Here is a 15,084-nt window from a genome sequence, read left to right on the forward strand (position 1 = left end):
CATTATACCCTCATAATTTTCGCTAGATTTGGTACGATATCTTCGACCGCTGTTAGAAAACAGTCGACTTCCGCTTCTATGTTATCCGCACAGAAGCTGACGCGAAGCGCACTCTTCGCGCGTTCTTCATCTACACCTGCCGCAATCAGGACGCGGGAGGGCTTGTTCTGCTTCGATGAACAGGCTGATCGGGTTGAAACATATATATCGCGCTTCTCAAGTGCATGCAGCACCACTTCTGCCTTCACGCCCGGAAATGAAAAGTTCACAATATGCGGTGCCGCACACGCGTCATCTCGTCCTGGACCGTTCACTGCACAATACGCAAGCGGCGTCAAACCGTCAATCAACCGCTGGCGCAGCTTTCTCATATGCTTTGCGTGGGCGGCTATTTTTTCATGCTGTAAGCGCATCGCTTTTGCCATCGCCACAATGCCTGGCACATTTTCCGTACCGGAGCGAACTCCACCTTCCTGTCCTCCTCCGATCACAAGCGGCGACAACTTAAGGCCACGCCGAATATACAGCAATCCGCAACCACGCAGCCCGTGAAACTTATGCGCTGATAACGACAGTAAATCCACGCCCCATTGCCCCGGCTTAAGCGATAGCTTACCGAAGCTTTGCACTGCATCCACATGGAAGACGACTTTTGGATAATCTGCCAACATCTTGCCGATCTCTTCAATTGGCTGTACAGTTCCAAGCTCACTATTTACATGCATGATGGATACAAGAATCGTATCATCACGCAGCGCTTGCTTCACATCTTCTGGATGCACACGCCCTTTACTATCTGTCGGCACGTACGTAATACTGTATCCCATCTCTTCAAGCTGTCGACACGTTTCATATACAGAAGCATGCTCAACCTGACTTGTGATAATATGCTTGCCGCGCCCTCGATGCTGCCAGGCAACCCCTTTGAGTGCTGTATTATTACTCTCGGTACCACCAGATGTAAAGACGATCTCCCCTGGCTGTACGCTCAAGCAATCCGCAGCTACTTTACGCGCCTGCTCTAACAGCTGAGCTGCTTTCCCACCAAGATCATGCAAAGAGGACGGATTGCCAAAGAAACGGCTCGCCGCATCTGCAAACGCGCGAACGACATCCGGATGCGGCTGTGTTGTGGCACTGTTATCAAAATAAATCATTGCTTCTCCTTCTTTATTGCCAGCTTTTCTTATCTTAGTATAGCCGGAGTGTTTCAGAAAAAATTTCACCCTTTATCATACCATATTTTCTCGCTATAGGAAGTCACAAAGCATTTCCGATCATATTATTCAATTGTCAAAAAATTCTTTCTTTATTGAAAGCGATTACATTAAAAACGGCTATTTACAATACAAAGTACAACTGTTATTATAATTTTCAACCAATTATAAAAACAAATATAGCCACGCCGCAAGTTAAGCGGCTACTCGCTATACTTATTTTTGTCAGAATATTATAACAAAAGGAGAGAGTAAACATGACAGTGATGGTGGAAGTAAAAAAATTAAAACAGATGGAAGAAGAAATTGCACGGCTGCAACGGGAATTACATGCGATGCAATCCGCTCCGGCGCATGGATTTGAACCGCTTGACTCCGATCGTTTTCTAACAGAAGCATATAACAAATTCCTTCGTTAATACCGGAACAGGCGGCACTCCCACTCAGGGAATGCCGCCTGTTATTGCTCTTTTTTAGTAAAATGGCCTGAGCACAAGTGTCAGCAACACCGCAACAGCAGACAGCCCCATTGTCCACTGCCCCAGTCCTACTGATCCCCGGCGCACCGCCACATACCCGAGTACAAATGCCGAGATGCCGAGAATGAACGGCATCATCAGAAAAGCTAACAGCGCCAGAATCAAACCGAGTGTTCCCGGAAGAATTCCGCCTTCCTGCCGCACTTCATTCGTTTCCATACCTGCGCTTTGGCCAAACCCACGCTCTGCTCTATGCAAATGTGGTGTTATCTCACCGGCAATTTCTTCCCGGTACGGATAACGAAAAGGAATAACGTTGTCACGTCGTTTTCGGTGCTTCGCCACCGCTTTATCCCTCATTTCAGCTCAGGATCGGATACAAATCACATTACAAACCGCTTTTCGGTCTGAATGTATGACAACACGTACCGCTTGAACTGTCTGCGAGTTCCTTACGATCTGTAGAAACCCCGATGTCACCAAATTCCTCCGTATAGTTCACCTGTGCGTTCTGATCAATATCAACCATAATGGCACTAGCCGTACAGTCATTGCCTTGCTTCCAGAAGTCGCAGTTTGATACGCTGCATTTGACGCCCTGTGGCATGTACAATCCCTCCTCATAAATAACCCCTGAAGAGACGAGACAAACCGTAATAAGCCCCATCCCCTCATATGTAGATTGCACTGCTGTCCAGTTCGGCATGCTTCCATGTTATTCCCAGCCTGCTTAGCTCCTGTTGGCGCAGGTAATGCCAATTCCGGCCAGTAATTTACTCCCGACTGCAAGCATCGCTTCATCAATCGTAAAGCGCGGATGATGGTGGCTGTATGCTGCCTCCTCATTACGAATGCCCAAGAAAAAATAAGCACCAGGTACCTGCTGCAAGTAGTAGGAGAAGTCCTCTCCTGCCATGCTTGGCACAGCCACATCCACTTTATCCGCTCCCATTATGGTACGCCCCACCTGTTCTACGATCGCGTTCATCTCCGGGTCGTTGACGACAGACGGATCACCTTTTACATATTCAAACGAAGCGCTTGCTCCAAATGACGCACACGCCCCGTTCATCACTCGTTCAATCAAGCCTGGAATCTGCTCCTGGACATCGGGGTGAAAATAACGAACCGTTCCCTGAATCATCGCCGTATCCGGAATAATGTTATACGTATCACCCGCATGTATTTGACCCACACTGATTACGGCCGGATAGAGCGGATTTAACGAACGACTTACAACGGTCTGCAATTGGGTAACGAGATGTGCCGCTATGACGATCGGGTCTGTTGTCAGATGCGGCATTGAGCCATGTCCTCCGACCCCTTGAATTCGGATCGTAAATGAATCCGATCCTGCCATGATCGGACCCGGGCATGCTTCCATCCGACCACTGTCTACATTTTGCCACAAATGAAGTCCGAAAATCGCATCCACATCTTCAAGCACACCAGCTTCTACAAGCTCGCGTGCGCCACCCGGCACCACTTCCTCCGCATGTTGAAACACAAGCTTAATTCGGCCTGCAAAATCACCCGCCAGCGCGACAAGTGCCTTGGCTGCTCCAAGTAAAATCGCAGTGTGCCCATCATGGCCGCATGCATGCATCACGCCTGGTGTCTCAGAAGCAAACGGAAGCCCTGTCTCTTCCTCAATCGGAAGGGCATCAATGTCCGCTCGCAGCGCGACTGTTTTACCGGGGCGATTGCCGTCAATGTAGGCGATCACATCTTTGCCGGTATATGTACTTGTCGTAAGCCCCATACTCTCAAGCTGCTTTCGAATATAGACTACTGTTTTCGATTCTTGATGTGACAGTTCCGGATAGCGGTGCAGATAGCGGCGCACCTCTGTAATCCACGCTGTCTGCTCGTTCACCACTGCCTCAATCCGCCCATGTACATCATTTGCTGTCTCTGCCATAAGAAAAACCTCCATCCGTTTTCTTTAATAGTAGTGGATGGAGGCCCAATTGAAAAGCATACAAGGCACATAATCATGAATTTTTATAACACAAGACCACCGTCTACAGATAGCACCGCTCCATTAATATAGGAAGAATACTGGGAGGCAAGGAATACATAGGCGCGCGCGATATCTTCCGCTTCACCCAGGCGTTTAACCGGCACTTTTTCGCGCATCATTTCGAGGATTTTCTCTGGAACAGCATCCAGCATCGGCGTGCGAATAAAACCAGGTGCGACAGCGTTTACCGTAATGCCTTTATGACCCAATTCTTTTGCCCAAGTCTTGGTCAAGCCAATCACGCCTGCCTTGGTCGCTGCGTAATTCGTTTGCCCGACATTACCATACAATCCGACGACCGAGGATGTGCTAATAATGCGTCCGTAACCGTTTGCAAGCATAAGTGGGATTGCTGCCTGTGTGCATAAATATACACCTGTTAGATTAATGTTAATGACCTGATCCCATTTCTCTTTCGTTAACTTATGCACCATGCCATCGCGTGTAATGCCAGCATTGTTAATCAACACATCAAGGCGTCCGGCCAATTCCTGGACTTTCGCTGCCATTTCTTGTACTGAAGTTTCATCCCCAACATTCACTTGAACAAAATCGGCTCTACCACCTGTCTCCCGCAACTCCGCCACCGCTTCCGTTCCCTGCGCCTCGTTAATATCTGCTACAATGACATGCGCACCGCGCTCACACAGTATACGTGCTGCCGAAAGACCAAGTCCGCTCGCTCCTCCTGTAATGACTGCTGCCTGGTTTTGAAATTCCATGCAGTTCCCTCCTCCTCTGTTCTTGTATAATGTATTCGCCTAGATATAAAATGTGACACATATTGACAAAAATCCAGTAGTGAACATTTACACTTATCCGCAAAGGAGCATGATGCAATATGAATGCATGGCACGACAAAATTATCGTGATTACAGGAGCTTCAAGCGGCATCGGCCAAACGACGGCTCTGCTCACAGCACAGCTTGGTGCCATCCCGATACTGCTCGCCCGCTCTGAAGATGCCCTCGCCACACTAACAGATCGTATTCAGCCTTTGCAGCCGGATGTCTCTTACTATGTTTGTGATGTAACAGATGAAAATCAGATCGAGGATGTAGTTAACCGGATTACGGAGCGATACGGCAAAATCGATATCTGGGTGAATAACGCTGGCTACGGTGTGTTTGGCAGTGTGCTTGATGCACAAATGGAGGATATCATCGGAATGATGGATGTAAATTATCTTGGTGTTGTTCGCTGCACAAGAGCCATTCTGCCTCATATGAAGAAACGGCAGCAGGGACACATCATTAATGTCGCCTCAATCGCAGGAAAGCTGGCCACGCCGAATTCAAGTGCGTATTCTGCCAGCAAATTCGCTGTGATCGGCTACACGCATAGTGTGCGAGCAGAAGTAAAACCATTCGGTGTATACGTATCTGCTGTAAATCCCGGTCCCGTACGTACTCCGTTTTTCGATCGGGCAGATACAAGCGGAAGCTACCGCCAGAGTGTAGAGAAATTCATGATTGATCCAGAAACTGTTGCCAGAGGAATTCTGAAGGCAGCCGCAACTGGGCAAGCAGAAGTTACATTGCCCCGTTATATGCGAGCCGGTGTTGTACTCCACCATGTATTCCCTCGTCTGTTCGAGAGGCTAATCGGCCCGTTTTTGAATCGGAAATAAAACACACGAGCATACTACGTGTACAGATACAGAAAGGAGTTGAATATTATGGATCGTGTTGCTCTTATTCTTGTTATTATCGGAGCAGTGAACTGGTTGCTTGTCGGCCTGTTCCAGTGGGATCTGGTGGCAGCTCTATTCAATGGTGAAGGTTCATTCCTAAGCCGTACTATATATTTCCTCGTCGGTCTGGCGGGTCTGTACTGCATCAGCCTGCTGTTCCGTGAACGTCATACCGCTTCCTAGCCATACCCAAAGCACCGGAATTCCCGGTGCTTTTTTCCTTAATAATCAAAAGACACACGTTAGCCGGGTGTGTCTTTTGACTATTACTTTTTTATTCGCCCTTCGCTTCCTTCGGACGATTCAACTATTTGGCACGTTTTTTCTCTTTACTTCCGAGAATTTTCTTATACCAGAAAAACAAAGCGATAGCACCGAGAAGTAGTACTGTCATTAATACCAAATAAGCAATGGCTTCTACAGTTAACATTGGTATCCCTCCTTCTACCGGTTAGGTTACCCATTTTACTATCCCATCACACTTTCCATTGCACTACCAGATAAGCACCGCACATACTGTCGCGACAATGAGTCCCAGTATAACAGGAATAAAGTTGCGGCGTGCTAGTTCCAGAGGGGAAACGCCTACAAAAGCTGCCACCGCAATAAGTGATGACCAGGCTACAATCGTTCCGCCCCCCGACCAGATCGAGCCCATCTGTCCAACCGCTGCCAGCATAGACGTATCAATGCCGTTCCCGTATGATAACGCACCTGCCAGCGCCCCTGTAATCGGCAGGCCCGCAAACCCGGAGCCGTCAATACCACAGATCAAGCCAATCAGAAGTACGCTAAATGCGGCAATCCATTCATTTTGTGGAATATACGCTTTCATACTGTCTACAATATCAAATAAAAAACCAGGCGCTCCATCTCCAAGCACCATAATTGAGTGCTGCTGATCTCCAAGAAAGAAGAACGCGGCAATCGGAATGATAGCACCCATAATTTTGATCGCAAATACAAACCCTTCCGACAGTCGTTCTCCCACTGCTTCAAACGCTTTTCCTTTGTGCTTCACACCTACAGCCGCAATCATAATCAGTGCAGCCGTCCCGCCGATAATCGCGCCCGCATCTCCGCCTTTAATATCGAAGGCAATCATGCCAACTACATCGAGCACAAACAAAAGCACGGTCAGTATCGCAAACCAACCCGCATACCGATGTGGTTCCGTATCGTTCGCTCTTTCTTCGCGATGAGAAAGCAATGCAGGTTTTTTTATCGTTTTCCAGATCATAAAATAAGACAGCACACCGGCGACCCCACCAACAATTAACGTAAGCACAATCGATTTAAGCCAGATCGCTGATACAAGCTCCGGTGTCCCGGCCGCTTTTGCCGACAGAGCGGGTGCCACCTGCATGAGTGCATCTGCCGCCAGCGCCATCCCCTGCCCAGCCAGCGTAATCGCAATCGCTGCTCCCATCGGCGGTAGCCCAGCACGAAGAGCAGCTGGAAGAAGCACAGCGGCCACCAGTGGAATGGCCGGTGTTGGCCAGAAAGCGGTCGATAATACCGCTGTAACCGCAAACAAAATCCAGTACGCTGCATGGCCATTGACGATAATGCCCTGCACCGGCGTAATCATTTTGCGATCGGCTCCGATTTCTTTTAACGCATTTAGCATCCCAACCATGAAGGCAATGAGCAAAATAATGCTAAACAGTTCTTTGGCTGCCATAATATTGGCGTTATATACCGCCGCCGTACCTGCCAGTATTCCTTCACCAAAGCCGCCTTTATACACCCATCCGAGCAGGAATGTCGTCAGAATAGATGGAATGATAACGCCTTTGCGAAACAGCATAGCGGCAATGACTGTAACCGCGCCCGCTGCATAAATCATATGTGCCGCATCCCAATGCATACAGATGCCCCCTTATGGTGCAATTTGTACTTTACCGTATGCATCGAGCCATCATTTGGGCACTGGGCTTTACTTTGTTTAATAAAATAAAAAGAAGCACTCGATCAGAGTACTTCTACCGCATCAGTTATGTTTGATCTAATGATTGATGTATTGATACCAAAAAATAGGGATTGAATACACAAGGAACGTTGTCAACAAGGCGCCAAAAAGTACATACAGATCAGTGATTTTGAACTCAAAATTCATTAAATTCATTTTTGCACCTGCCTTTTTCTTTTATGACACATGCTCAGTGTAACAAGGAAATATTTAGGTAATTATCTGAATATGGTTAATGTTTGGTAAATAAAGTTTGAAGGCATGAAGATTTCGGGATTACTCATGGTTCATTATCGTATACCAAGCCTGTTGATTAGCTAATAAAAGGTAGAAAAAAGGTCGCCTTTTCAGTAGAATCGTTTGTACCACCAAACCGATTCAGAAAGAGGCGACCTCATGAAAAAGTCTACCACGTTCACTACAATTGTTCAAACACTGTTATCAGAAGAGGAGATTCAATCTGTGGTACAGGACGTTGAATACGAGGAAAAAGCAAGGAAATTCACAACTTCTACGTTACTTCATTACTGGGCCATGGCCGCATTCGAAGAATGGGAAGGATTTCGTTACGGAGCGGATCGCTCATCGTCTTGCGGACTTCCGTCCGCTAACTATTCCACTTTTTCTAAAAAAGCAAGTGATGTTCCCTATACTGTATTTAAAAAGTTATTTCATCATCTTGTGTCCAAATGTAACCGTGCTACAAGACGTAAGTTGGCGATCCCCAAAAAACTTTTACTCGTTGATTCCACTACCATTACCGTAGGAAAACCACGACTTCCTTGGGCTCTTTATCATGGAAAACGTGCAGGCATCAAGCTACATGTGGCTTTTGATCCCGATCAGGAAACGCCTGTTCACGTAATCGAATCGATAGGAAGTAAACATGACAGTCCATTCTTAGATCAACTAGCGAACCCTTCTTTTCTTCTTGTTGCCGACAGAGCGTACGGAAAAATCGAACGGTTTGATCAATACCTGAAAGATAAGCAGTCTTTCGTCATTCGAATCAAAGAAAATGTCACAATCGATACACCACGATCTCTTCGACGCTGCTCCTCTACTGCATCCTCTGTAATCAAAGACAGTACGTGCTATCTCGGCACTTCTCAGTGTCGTTCTCAAGAGCGGCATCGTGTTATATTTTTTACAGATGATGAAGGGAATGAGATTCGAGTCGTAACGGATCGAAGAGACCTATCTGCCGAAAAAATTGCGGAGATTTATAAAGCCAGATGGCAAATCGAAACGTTTTTCCGCTGGATTAAGCAACACGTAAATGTACCAGTATTGTTTGGTACCACTAAAAATGCTGTATACGGTCAATTGTATACGGCTTTAATTACCTATGTTTTGATAAAGTGGATCTATGAGAAGGCGAAACCGATGGTTTCACGTTTCGCTATGCTATCTTTTATTCAGTTTGCACGTCTTTTACGGTTTGAGAGCCTTCAGGTCGAATGGATGATTGCAATTCATACAGTAGTAAGTGAATCTCTACTCATACAAGGAAGTAGTTTGTCTAAAATTGGTTAATCAACAGGCCTGATCGTATACATCTGAAATTATTAAACCACTAAAAACCATAAGAAAATTAAAAGCTACATGCCATATTAATGCAGGAATAATGCTCCTAGACTTAACTGTTATACCTCCGTAAAAAAATCCTCCAATAGAAAAGGTAATACACGTAGTCCAAGGAAATCCAAGAGAATAGTGTTGTAAACCAAACCCTAAACTTGTTATTATAACTGCCCATTTTTCTCCTAATTGCTCTGAAAATCGACTCAGAAGTATACCCCTCCATAGAAATTCTTCAAGAGTTGCATTTGTAATGGAAAATATGATTGCTAATTAGACAGCTTATACAATGCGTTATGGCTACCTCTGTATAACAAAAAGCCCTTACCGCTTGGGTACGGTGGGGCTTTATTTGCGAAAAATAAATGGCACAATTTTCTATCCTATATCTTAATTAAACCTATAATTAAGGACATTTATATCCCTATTTTCTTTTAGCTTTTTGATAAAGATTGATTGATTCAAATGCCATTTTAAAAACATATCTCTTAAATTCACATTATAATCCTTACTATGTTCGTATAATACTTGGACTAGCAATCTGTTGGAATACTCTTTAACCTTTGCTACATAATGCGGAAGCAACGTATTATCATAGTGCGCATTATGTACAATCTTATTTCTGTACCTGTAAATATATAAAATATCGTCTTGGATTTGTTTTATTCTTTCTTCAATAACTTTAAGGGCAAATTTATTTTGACCATAAAATTTATCAACATAAGTGATTCTATCCTTAATTACTCTACAATCTGTATACGTATTTAGTTCATCTAAATTTTCAACAAAGTCATCTAATCGAATAAACTCTCCCTCTTCCACTTTTAAACCACACTTCTTCTTAATTTCCTCTGGCAATTCAATTGCTCTTCTCGCACTCTTTTCCTTAAACGAAAACACCTCATTATTCACTAAATTACCTATATATTGGAACAACTCTGCGCATATACCATTCTTATAACTCATTATTTCTATACACGGTATAAGTTCTTTAGCCAAAGTATAGGTAGTTTCTTTTTCCTTGTTGAGTATTAACTGCCTTCCCTCTTCAGTAAAGTCTTTAAAATCCATTAGGTTTTCAATTGCTACCCAATAATTAAGTAATTTATCTTCTGCTTTAATTGATTCCTCTCCTTTTCTAAACCAATGCAATGAATCAACAATTTTTTTCTCTATAAATGATTGCTTTTCTTGATTCCTATATAAATAACTACCTACTTTCTCAAAAATAAGTTGATATTCTTCACCTATGTATACCTCGCTCATATTAACTGAGTATTGGACTTTTAGTCTTTCATGAATACCAGATTCATATCCTCCACTAGCCCTTAGCTGAAATTCTTCATCTAAGATTAAGCAGTCATCTTTAACAACCTTAAAATCAACCTTACTTTTGTAAAAACATCTTAATAAATCAAAAGCCTTTTCAATCTTATTAATAGCCGTGTACCTTGCAACTCTATCATCAATGGCATTTACCCAGACAGCAGCATTAAAAATATGTTCATCTTCCCTGAAAAAAATCTCTCTATCTTTTGCTTCTTCTGGCTGAGAGATATATTTATCTACCCTTGGAGAGTAAAAATGGACTTCGCCACATGTAAATCCTTCGTATGCTATCAATCCTTCAATCTGGAAAATCACTAGCATGTCAACAGATTCTTTCTCAAAATAGTTCTCAAAATCGGTTAATCTTTCTTCTACACTTAGATTATCCATCTTATTTTTAATTGAATTAGTATAGTCATCCTCACTTTCGAATTCCCCTATATCCAAATTGTGAGGGTAATCCGTTATTATGTATTTCCCATGTAAAATATACTTTTTAAAAATGTTAACAGGCATCTGCTTTATATTTTTTAAATCAAATCCTTTAAGCATTAATTCAACAATCAGACTTTGGCTTAGACACAATATTCTTTCATACGAAGAATCAGTCACCTCTTTGGATAATAAAATTGACTTTAACAGTTTATATGTTTCCTTTAAATAACTACCTTCCGTAAAAAATTCCCTAATACGTTTACATACACTTATTAAGTATTCATTTTTATCCGAATTTAAATAGTCCCTTATAACTTTAAATTCAATTTCATAAATTCTCTTTATAATTTCATCTTCATCTAAAAAACGGTTAATTTGTTTTAAGAAATAACTCTTGTTTTCTTTATTTCTCATTTTATTAGAAACTATTTCATCAATAATATCATTCACTATGGTTTGAGGATTAATTAGGCTTAAGCCATAAGAATTTAAATTAAGATTCCCAATTAATTCTCCCCAAATATCTATCCAATACTTAATTTTATCGTTTATAACTCCATCCTCATAATCATCCCAAAGAAATAACTCCATAAGACCCCTCACCTTATCCATTTAATTCCATGTAAATGTATTACATAAAAACCGTGCCTTTATGCATTTTTTACATACTAAAATCAATCTACTACCTAATAATATCCTTCAGGGGATTCAATAGGAAATATGCCAAAAACATGTGTAATAATGACACAATAATTATAGTTATTTGCATAGTTAGCCTTATCATTGTTTCCTTCTCTATAATTTTAAACTTGTCGTTGTTTATTGATTGAACACCTTCTTTTATTGAGATATACAAATCAGTAAGCACCTCCATATAACCAACTAGAAATGTTATAAAAATGGTATATCCGATTTGCTCCCCTTGTTTCAAAGTAGACGATAGAATAAAAATCACAATCCATACACTAAAGGCAAGCTTAATCAAATTTTTTACAACGTTTATAGTCACCTTTCCTGTAAATGCTATCATGATAAACAAACCAATATCCATCAAATAAAAGGTTTGAAGCCACTTCATAAGTTCAGAAAAACCTTGGCTTCTATACAGATAAAACCAAATATATACAGAAAAGAATACTACCAGTATTGTTAATACATTAATGCTTACGCCTAGTATTTTATTGTCCCTTTTAATTTTTTTATTTTTTCGATTCTTTTCTACTCTGGTTTCTATTAGTATCACTCCTCTCAAAACAAAAAAATTCCATATAACAGAAAAACAACTCTAGTTATCTACAATTCGCTATTACTTCCCTCTTCTTAAATCTGTAGTTGTTTAGCCAATAAATCAAAGCATCCGCATCATAGCAAAGTCCGTAATTCTCGCCATCTTCACAGACCCAGTATGGATGGTCAATGCTTCGGTCATATAACCAAGATAGGAACTCATCTCTTAGCTTGTTTATTTTTCTGCCGACTTTGGACGGACACTTCATAACCTGTTGATGTTGATAGAAATCAATAACGATGTACATACAGCTACCCACCTTTAAGTAATTCACTCAGTTACGATTATACCATTTATAGGTAATCGAATTGGCTGTAATTTTCAAGAATGTGGGAGCTGATGTACTCTCGGTATCAGAAGGAACAAAGGCATCAAAAAAGAGGGCATTTTCAGCCCTCTTAACTGGTCACATCTATTGAATTTCGGTCGATTTTTTCAATAAAACTGGTACTACTTCCTTTCTTATTACGCCAGCCTAAACACAATCCCATGCCCACCTTTTGGATACTCCCATTTAATATTTTCATATGGGCAGCCAATCCGACATGATCCACACTCGTGGCATCCTTCATACCCGACCGACATCCGCTTTCCTTCCCATTTATACACCTCACCCGGACAGAACAACGTGCACAACTTATCGGGACAACTTGTCGCACATACATCATTATTAAGCACATGCAGATGCGACTGGCTATCAGCACGGTAGCGCAGCAAATACTGCTTTTCTTCCAGTGTGTTCGTACGCGGTACCAGACTCATTATTTCATCACCTTCCATGCGCGATAAATGTCCTGCACCATGCCAAGTTTGCTTTTGCCTTCTGTCAAACTACGGAAAATCTTCTTCTGCTTATCCCGCTTCGGCACACCATCAATCGTAAAGAACTGGCTCGCTGCCTTGTTAATCATCGGAATATAGTCATTAAAATATTGCGGATGCGTCTCAAACGTATGCGTCGCATCTTTATATTTCTTCAAATCACGTCCAACAAAGCTGTCAAGCAGGCGAACTCGATACGTATCAAGCATATTCTCTGAGAAATCATTTGCTTGCTTCGCCAAGATGATCGTCTCCGCTGCCAGTCGCCCAGCCGTCATCGCCATGTTGCTGCCTTCGCGGTGAATGCCATTAACCATCTGTCCCGCATCTCCGACAAGCACAACGCCATTGCCGACAATTTTTGGCATAGCGTTATAACCGCCTTCTGGTATGAGATGCGCTGCATATTCCGCTGGCTCGCCACCGCGAATAAGCGGACGAACGATCGGATGATCTTTCAAATAATCAAGCAAGTCGTACGGGCGAAGGCGGTGCTTAATCATGCCTGATAGTGTAGCCCCAACACCAATATTGATGCTTTCTTTATTCGTATAAATAAAACCCGTGCCGAGAATCCCTTTCGTCGCATCTCCAAAAATCTCAATCGTCGTCCCCTGGTTCGGCTCTAAATTAAATCGATCTTCGATTTTCTCAGCTGGCAGATCGATAACTTCCATAACAGCAAGTGCAACATCGCTCGGCTTAAACTCTTTATGGAAGCCGAGTGACTTGCCGAGCAACGAATTGACGCCATCTGCTATGACAACCACGTCCGCATACACATCGCCATCCGGTCGATCGGTCCGTACACCGATGACACGTCCATCTTCGACAATGCACTCAGTTACAACCGTTTCATTAATGAGCAACGCCCCTACTTCAACCGCCTTACTGGCATACCACTGGTCAAACTTGGCACGCAGCACTGTAAAGTTGTTATACGGCTCTTTGCTCCATTCAAGTCCCTTGTAGCCGCTTGTAAAAACCGATTCCTCTCCCATCATCCAGAAACGTTGCTCCACAATCGGACGTTCGAGCGGCGCTTCTTTATAGAAACCAGGAATAATCTCATCCATCTGGTGGCGATACAATACGCCGCCCATTACGTTTTTCGAACCCGGATACTCCCCACGCTCAATAAGCAACACGTTCAATCCGGCTTTTGCCATTACATAAGCTGCTGAAATACCGGCCGGACCAGCTCCCACGACAATCGCATCAAATTTCTCAGACATGAACTTTTTCACCGCCTTTGACTGCTTTTTTGAATGCTTCGATAAGCTTCGGCACCACTTCGAATGCATCGCCGACAATACTGTAGGTCGCGACATTATGAATGGCCGCGTTCGGGTCCTTGTTAATCGCAATGATAAATTCCGAGTTCTGCATGCCCACAATATGCTGCACAGCTCCCGAAATCGCAATCGCAAAATAAATTTTTGGTGTTACCGTTACACCCGTCTGGCCGATCTGGTAATGATGGTCGATCCAGCCTGCCTCTACCGCATCACGAGTCGCTCCCACGCTTGCATTGATTACTTCTGCAAGGTCATAGCAAAGCTGGAATCCTTTTGCATCGCCAAGCCCCTTGCCACCTGCGACAATGATATGCGCTTCATCCAGCTTGACGCGCTGGCTCGTCTCGCGAACGATCTCAAGTACACGCGTCTGCAAATCTTTTTCGTGCATACCGAGCGTCTCGTGAATAATCTGTCCGGTGCGACCTACTTGCCGTTCTAGTGCCTTCATCACCTTAGAACGTACAGTCGCCATCTGCGGACGATGGTTCTTACACAGAATAGTTGCCATAATATTGCCGCCGAATGCCGGACGACTCGCTTCAAGCAAGCGCTGCTCGGCGTTCACATCCAGCATCGTGCAGTCAGCTGTCAGCCCGGTAGCAAGCTCAGTCGCGACCGCGCTTGATAAATCCTTGCCGTTTGGAGTCGCGCCATATAGAATCATTTCCGGCTTATACTTGTTGCACAAGTCAACCGTGCCTTTCATATACGTCTCCGAACGATAATCCGTCAGCAACGGATCGTCAATCATATATACAATGTCCGCTCCATATTCAAAGCATGTCTTGGCAAGCGACTCCACATTATGTCCAAGCATAAAGCCTGCAAGCGGCGCGTTCATCTTATCAGCAAGACGGCGCCCCGCTCCCAGAAGCTCAAGTGACACGCCTACGATCTCACCATCCATATGGTCAATGTATACCCATACTCCTTCATGATCGGCA

17 protein-coding genes are annotated in these 15,084 nt (G+C 43.5%); 4 read left to right on the plus strand and 13 right to left on the minus strand.

What is annotated here, in order from left to right; all coding sequences use genetic code 11:
- Nucleotides 1-2: 2 nt before the first annotated feature.
- A complete protein-coding gene (locus CB4_RS17080) occupies nucleotides 3-1,157 on the minus strand; it encodes a cysteine desulfurase family protein (protein WP_096466959.1) in 1,155 nt (384 codons plus the stop codon).
- A gap of 317 nt (nucleotides 1,158-1,474) precedes the next feature.
- Here CB4_RS17080 and CB4_RS21165 point away from each other — a divergent pair, with 317 nt between their 5' ends.
- Complete coding sequence (locus CB4_RS21165) at nucleotides 1,475-1,636, plus strand: hypothetical protein (protein WP_157738034.1); 162 nt, start codon at nucleotides 1,475-1,477, stop codon at nucleotides 1,634-1,636.
- 54 nt (nucleotides 1,637-1,690) lie between these two features.
- Here CB4_RS21165 and CB4_RS17085 read toward each other — a convergent pair whose 3' ends face one another.
- The 4 genes from CB4_RS17085 to fabG form a co-directional block, all read right to left on the minus strand.
- Nucleotides 1,691-2,041, minus strand: coding sequence for a hypothetical protein (locus CB4_RS17085; RefSeq protein WP_096466960.1), 351 nt, complete (start codon nucleotides 2,039-2,041; stop codon nucleotides 1,691-1,693).
- A gap of 43 nt (nucleotides 2,042-2,084) precedes the next feature.
- The gene (locus CB4_RS17090; protein ID WP_096466961.1) at nucleotides 2,085-2,303 is read right to left on the minus strand and encodes a DUF1540 domain-containing protein; all 219 of its coding nucleotides are present in this window, start codon (nucleotides 2,301-2,303) and stop codon (nucleotides 2,085-2,087) included.
- A gap of 123 nt (nucleotides 2,304-2,426) precedes the next feature.
- Entirely contained in the window at nucleotides 2,427-3,617 is a 1,191-nt protein-coding gene (locus CB4_RS17095; protein WP_096466962.1) for a M20 metallopeptidase family protein, read from the minus strand.
- Nucleotides 3,618-3,700: 83 nt separating this feature from the next.
- The gene (gene fabG, locus CB4_RS17100) at nucleotides 3,701-4,441 is read right to left on the minus strand and encodes a 3-oxoacyl-ACP reductase FabG (protein ID WP_096466963.1); all 741 of its coding nucleotides are present in this window, start codon (nucleotides 4,439-4,441) and stop codon (nucleotides 3,701-3,703) included.
- A gap of 119 nt (nucleotides 4,442-4,560) precedes the next feature.
- Between fabG and CB4_RS17105 the strand changes: the two genes are divergently transcribed.
- Both CB4_RS17105 and CB4_RS17110 read left to right on the plus strand, forming a co-directional pair.
- Complete coding sequence (locus CB4_RS17105) at nucleotides 4,561-5,349, plus strand: SDR family NAD(P)-dependent oxidoreductase (RefSeq protein ID WP_096466964.1); 789 nt, start codon at nucleotides 4,561-4,563, stop codon at nucleotides 5,347-5,349.
- A gap of 48 nt (nucleotides 5,350-5,397) precedes the next feature.
- The gene (locus CB4_RS17110) at nucleotides 5,398-5,595 is read left to right on the plus strand and encodes a DUF378 domain-containing protein (protein ID WP_096466965.1); all 198 of its coding nucleotides are present in this window, start codon (nucleotides 5,398-5,400) and stop codon (nucleotides 5,593-5,595) included.
- 124 nt (nucleotides 5,596-5,719) lie between these two features.
- Here CB4_RS17110 and CB4_RS21920 read toward each other — a convergent pair whose 3' ends face one another.
- The gene (locus CB4_RS21920; RefSeq protein WP_258365688.1) at nucleotides 5,720-5,842 is read right to left on the minus strand and encodes a hypothetical protein; all 123 of its coding nucleotides are present in this window, start codon (nucleotides 5,840-5,842) and stop codon (nucleotides 5,720-5,722) included.
- Between the two features lie 63 nt (nucleotides 5,843-5,905).
- Complete coding sequence (locus CB4_RS17115) at nucleotides 5,906-7,282, minus strand: hypothetical protein (RefSeq protein ID WP_096466966.1); 1,377 nt, start codon at nucleotides 7,280-7,282, stop codon at nucleotides 5,906-5,908.
- A 498-nt stretch (nucleotides 7,283-7,780) separates the two neighbouring features.
- Here CB4_RS17115 and CB4_RS17120 point away from each other — a divergent pair, with 498 nt between their 5' ends.
- Entirely contained in the window at nucleotides 7,781-8,920 is a 1,140-nt protein-coding gene (locus CB4_RS17120) for an IS4 family transposase (RefSeq protein ID WP_096464372.1), read from the plus strand.
- Here the strand turns inward: CB4_RS17120 and CB4_RS17125 are convergent, their stop codons facing one another.
- The 6 genes from CB4_RS17125 to CB4_RS17155 form a co-directional block, all read right to left on the minus strand.
- Nucleotides 8,921-9,232, minus strand: a complete 312-nt coding sequence (locus CB4_RS17125) for a CPBP family intramembrane glutamic endopeptidase (RefSeq protein ID WP_096467796.1) — start codon at nucleotides 9,230-9,232, stop codon at nucleotides 8,921-8,923.
- Nucleotides 9,233-9,355: 123 nt separating this feature from the next.
- Nucleotides 9,356-11,320, minus strand: coding sequence for a hypothetical protein (locus tag CB4_RS17130; protein WP_096466967.1), 1,965 nt, complete (start codon nucleotides 11,318-11,320; stop codon nucleotides 9,356-9,358).
- 91 nt (nucleotides 11,321-11,411) lie between these two features.
- Nucleotides 11,412-11,972 (minus strand): hypothetical protein, encoded by a 561-nt coding sequence (locus tag CB4_RS21710; protein ID WP_096466968.1) that lies wholly within the window; start codon nucleotides 11,970-11,972, stop codon nucleotides 11,412-11,414.
- Between the two features lie 510 nt (nucleotides 11,973-12,482).
- Nucleotides 12,483-12,797, minus strand: a complete 315-nt coding sequence (locus CB4_RS17145) for a ferredoxin family protein (protein ID WP_096466970.1) — start codon at nucleotides 12,795-12,797, stop codon at nucleotides 12,483-12,485.
- Nucleotides 12,779-14,074: an FAD-dependent oxidoreductase gene (locus tag CB4_RS17150; RefSeq protein WP_096466971.1), complete on the minus strand. Its 1,296-nt coding sequence runs from the start codon at nucleotides 14,072-14,074 to the stop codon at nucleotides 12,779-12,781. Before CB4_RS17150 ends, CB4_RS17145 begins: the two co-directional genes overlap by 19 nt.
- Nucleotides 14,067-15,047 (minus strand): electron transfer flavoprotein subunit alpha/FixB family protein, encoded by a 981-nt coding sequence (locus tag CB4_RS17155; protein ID WP_231956271.1) that lies wholly within the window; start codon nucleotides 15,045-15,047, stop codon nucleotides 14,067-14,069. Before CB4_RS17155 ends, CB4_RS17150 begins: the two co-directional genes overlap by 8 nt.
- Nucleotides 15,048-15,084 lie beyond the last annotated feature (37 nt).

The organism is Aneurinibacillus soli (genome assembly GCF_002355375.1).
Lineage (GTDB): Bacteria > Bacillota > Bacilli > Aneurinibacillales > Aneurinibacillaceae > Aneurinibacillus > Aneurinibacillus soli.

Bases quoted from the DNA above. Each gene is read 5' to 3' on its own strand.
- CB4_RS17090 (WP_096466961.1), bottom strand. From the start codon at position 2,303: ATGCCACAGGGCGTCAAATGCAGCGTATCAAACTGCGACTTCTGGAAG.
- CB4_RS17110 (WP_096466965.1), top strand. From the start codon at position 5,398: ATGGATCGTGTTGCTCTTATTCTTGTTATTATCGGAGCAGTGAACTGG.
- CB4_RS17130 (WP_096466967.1), bottom strand. From the start codon at position 11,320: ATGGAGTTATTTCTTTGGGATGATTATGAGGATGGAGTTATAAACGAT.
- CB4_RS17105 (WP_096466964.1), top strand. From the start codon at position 4,561: ATGAATGCATGGCACGACAAAATTATCGTGATTACAGGAGCTTCAAGC.
- CB4_RS17145 (WP_096466970.1), bottom strand. From the start codon at position 12,797: ATGGAAGGTGATGAAATAATGAGTCTGGTACCGCGTACGAACACACTG.
- fabG (WP_096466963.1), bottom strand. From the start codon at position 4,441: ATGGAATTTCAAAACCAGGCAGCAGTCATTACAGGAGGAGCGAGCGGA.
- CB4_RS17115 (WP_096466966.1), bottom strand. From the start codon at position 7,282: ATGCATTGGGATGCGGCACATATGATTTATGCAGCGGGCGCGGTTACA.
- CB4_RS17150 (WP_096466971.1), bottom strand. From the start codon at position 14,074: ATGTCTGAGAAATTTGATGCGATTGTCGTGGGAGCTGGTCCGGCCGGT.
- CB4_RS21920 (WP_258365688.1), bottom strand. From the start codon at position 5,842: ATGTTAACTGTAGAAGCCATTGCTTATTTGGTATTAATGACAGTACTA.
- CB4_RS17155 (WP_231956271.1), bottom strand. From the start codon at position 15,047: ATGGATGGTGAGATCGTAGGCGTGTCACTTGAGCTTCTGGGAGCGGGG.
- CB4_RS17080 (WP_096466959.1), bottom strand. From the start codon at position 1,157: ATGATTTATTTTGATAACAGTGCCACAACACAGCCGCATCCGGATGTC.
- CB4_RS21165 (WP_157738034.1), top strand. From the start codon at position 1,475: ATGACAGTGATGGTGGAAGTAAAAAAATTAAAACAGATGGAAGAAGAA.
- CB4_RS17095 (WP_096466962.1), bottom strand. From the start codon at position 3,617: ATGGCAGAGACAGCAAATGATGTACATGGGCGGATTGAGGCAGTGGTG.
- CB4_RS17120 (WP_096464372.1), top strand. From the start codon at position 7,781: ATGAAAAAGTCTACCACGTTCACTACAATTGTTCAAACACTGTTATCA.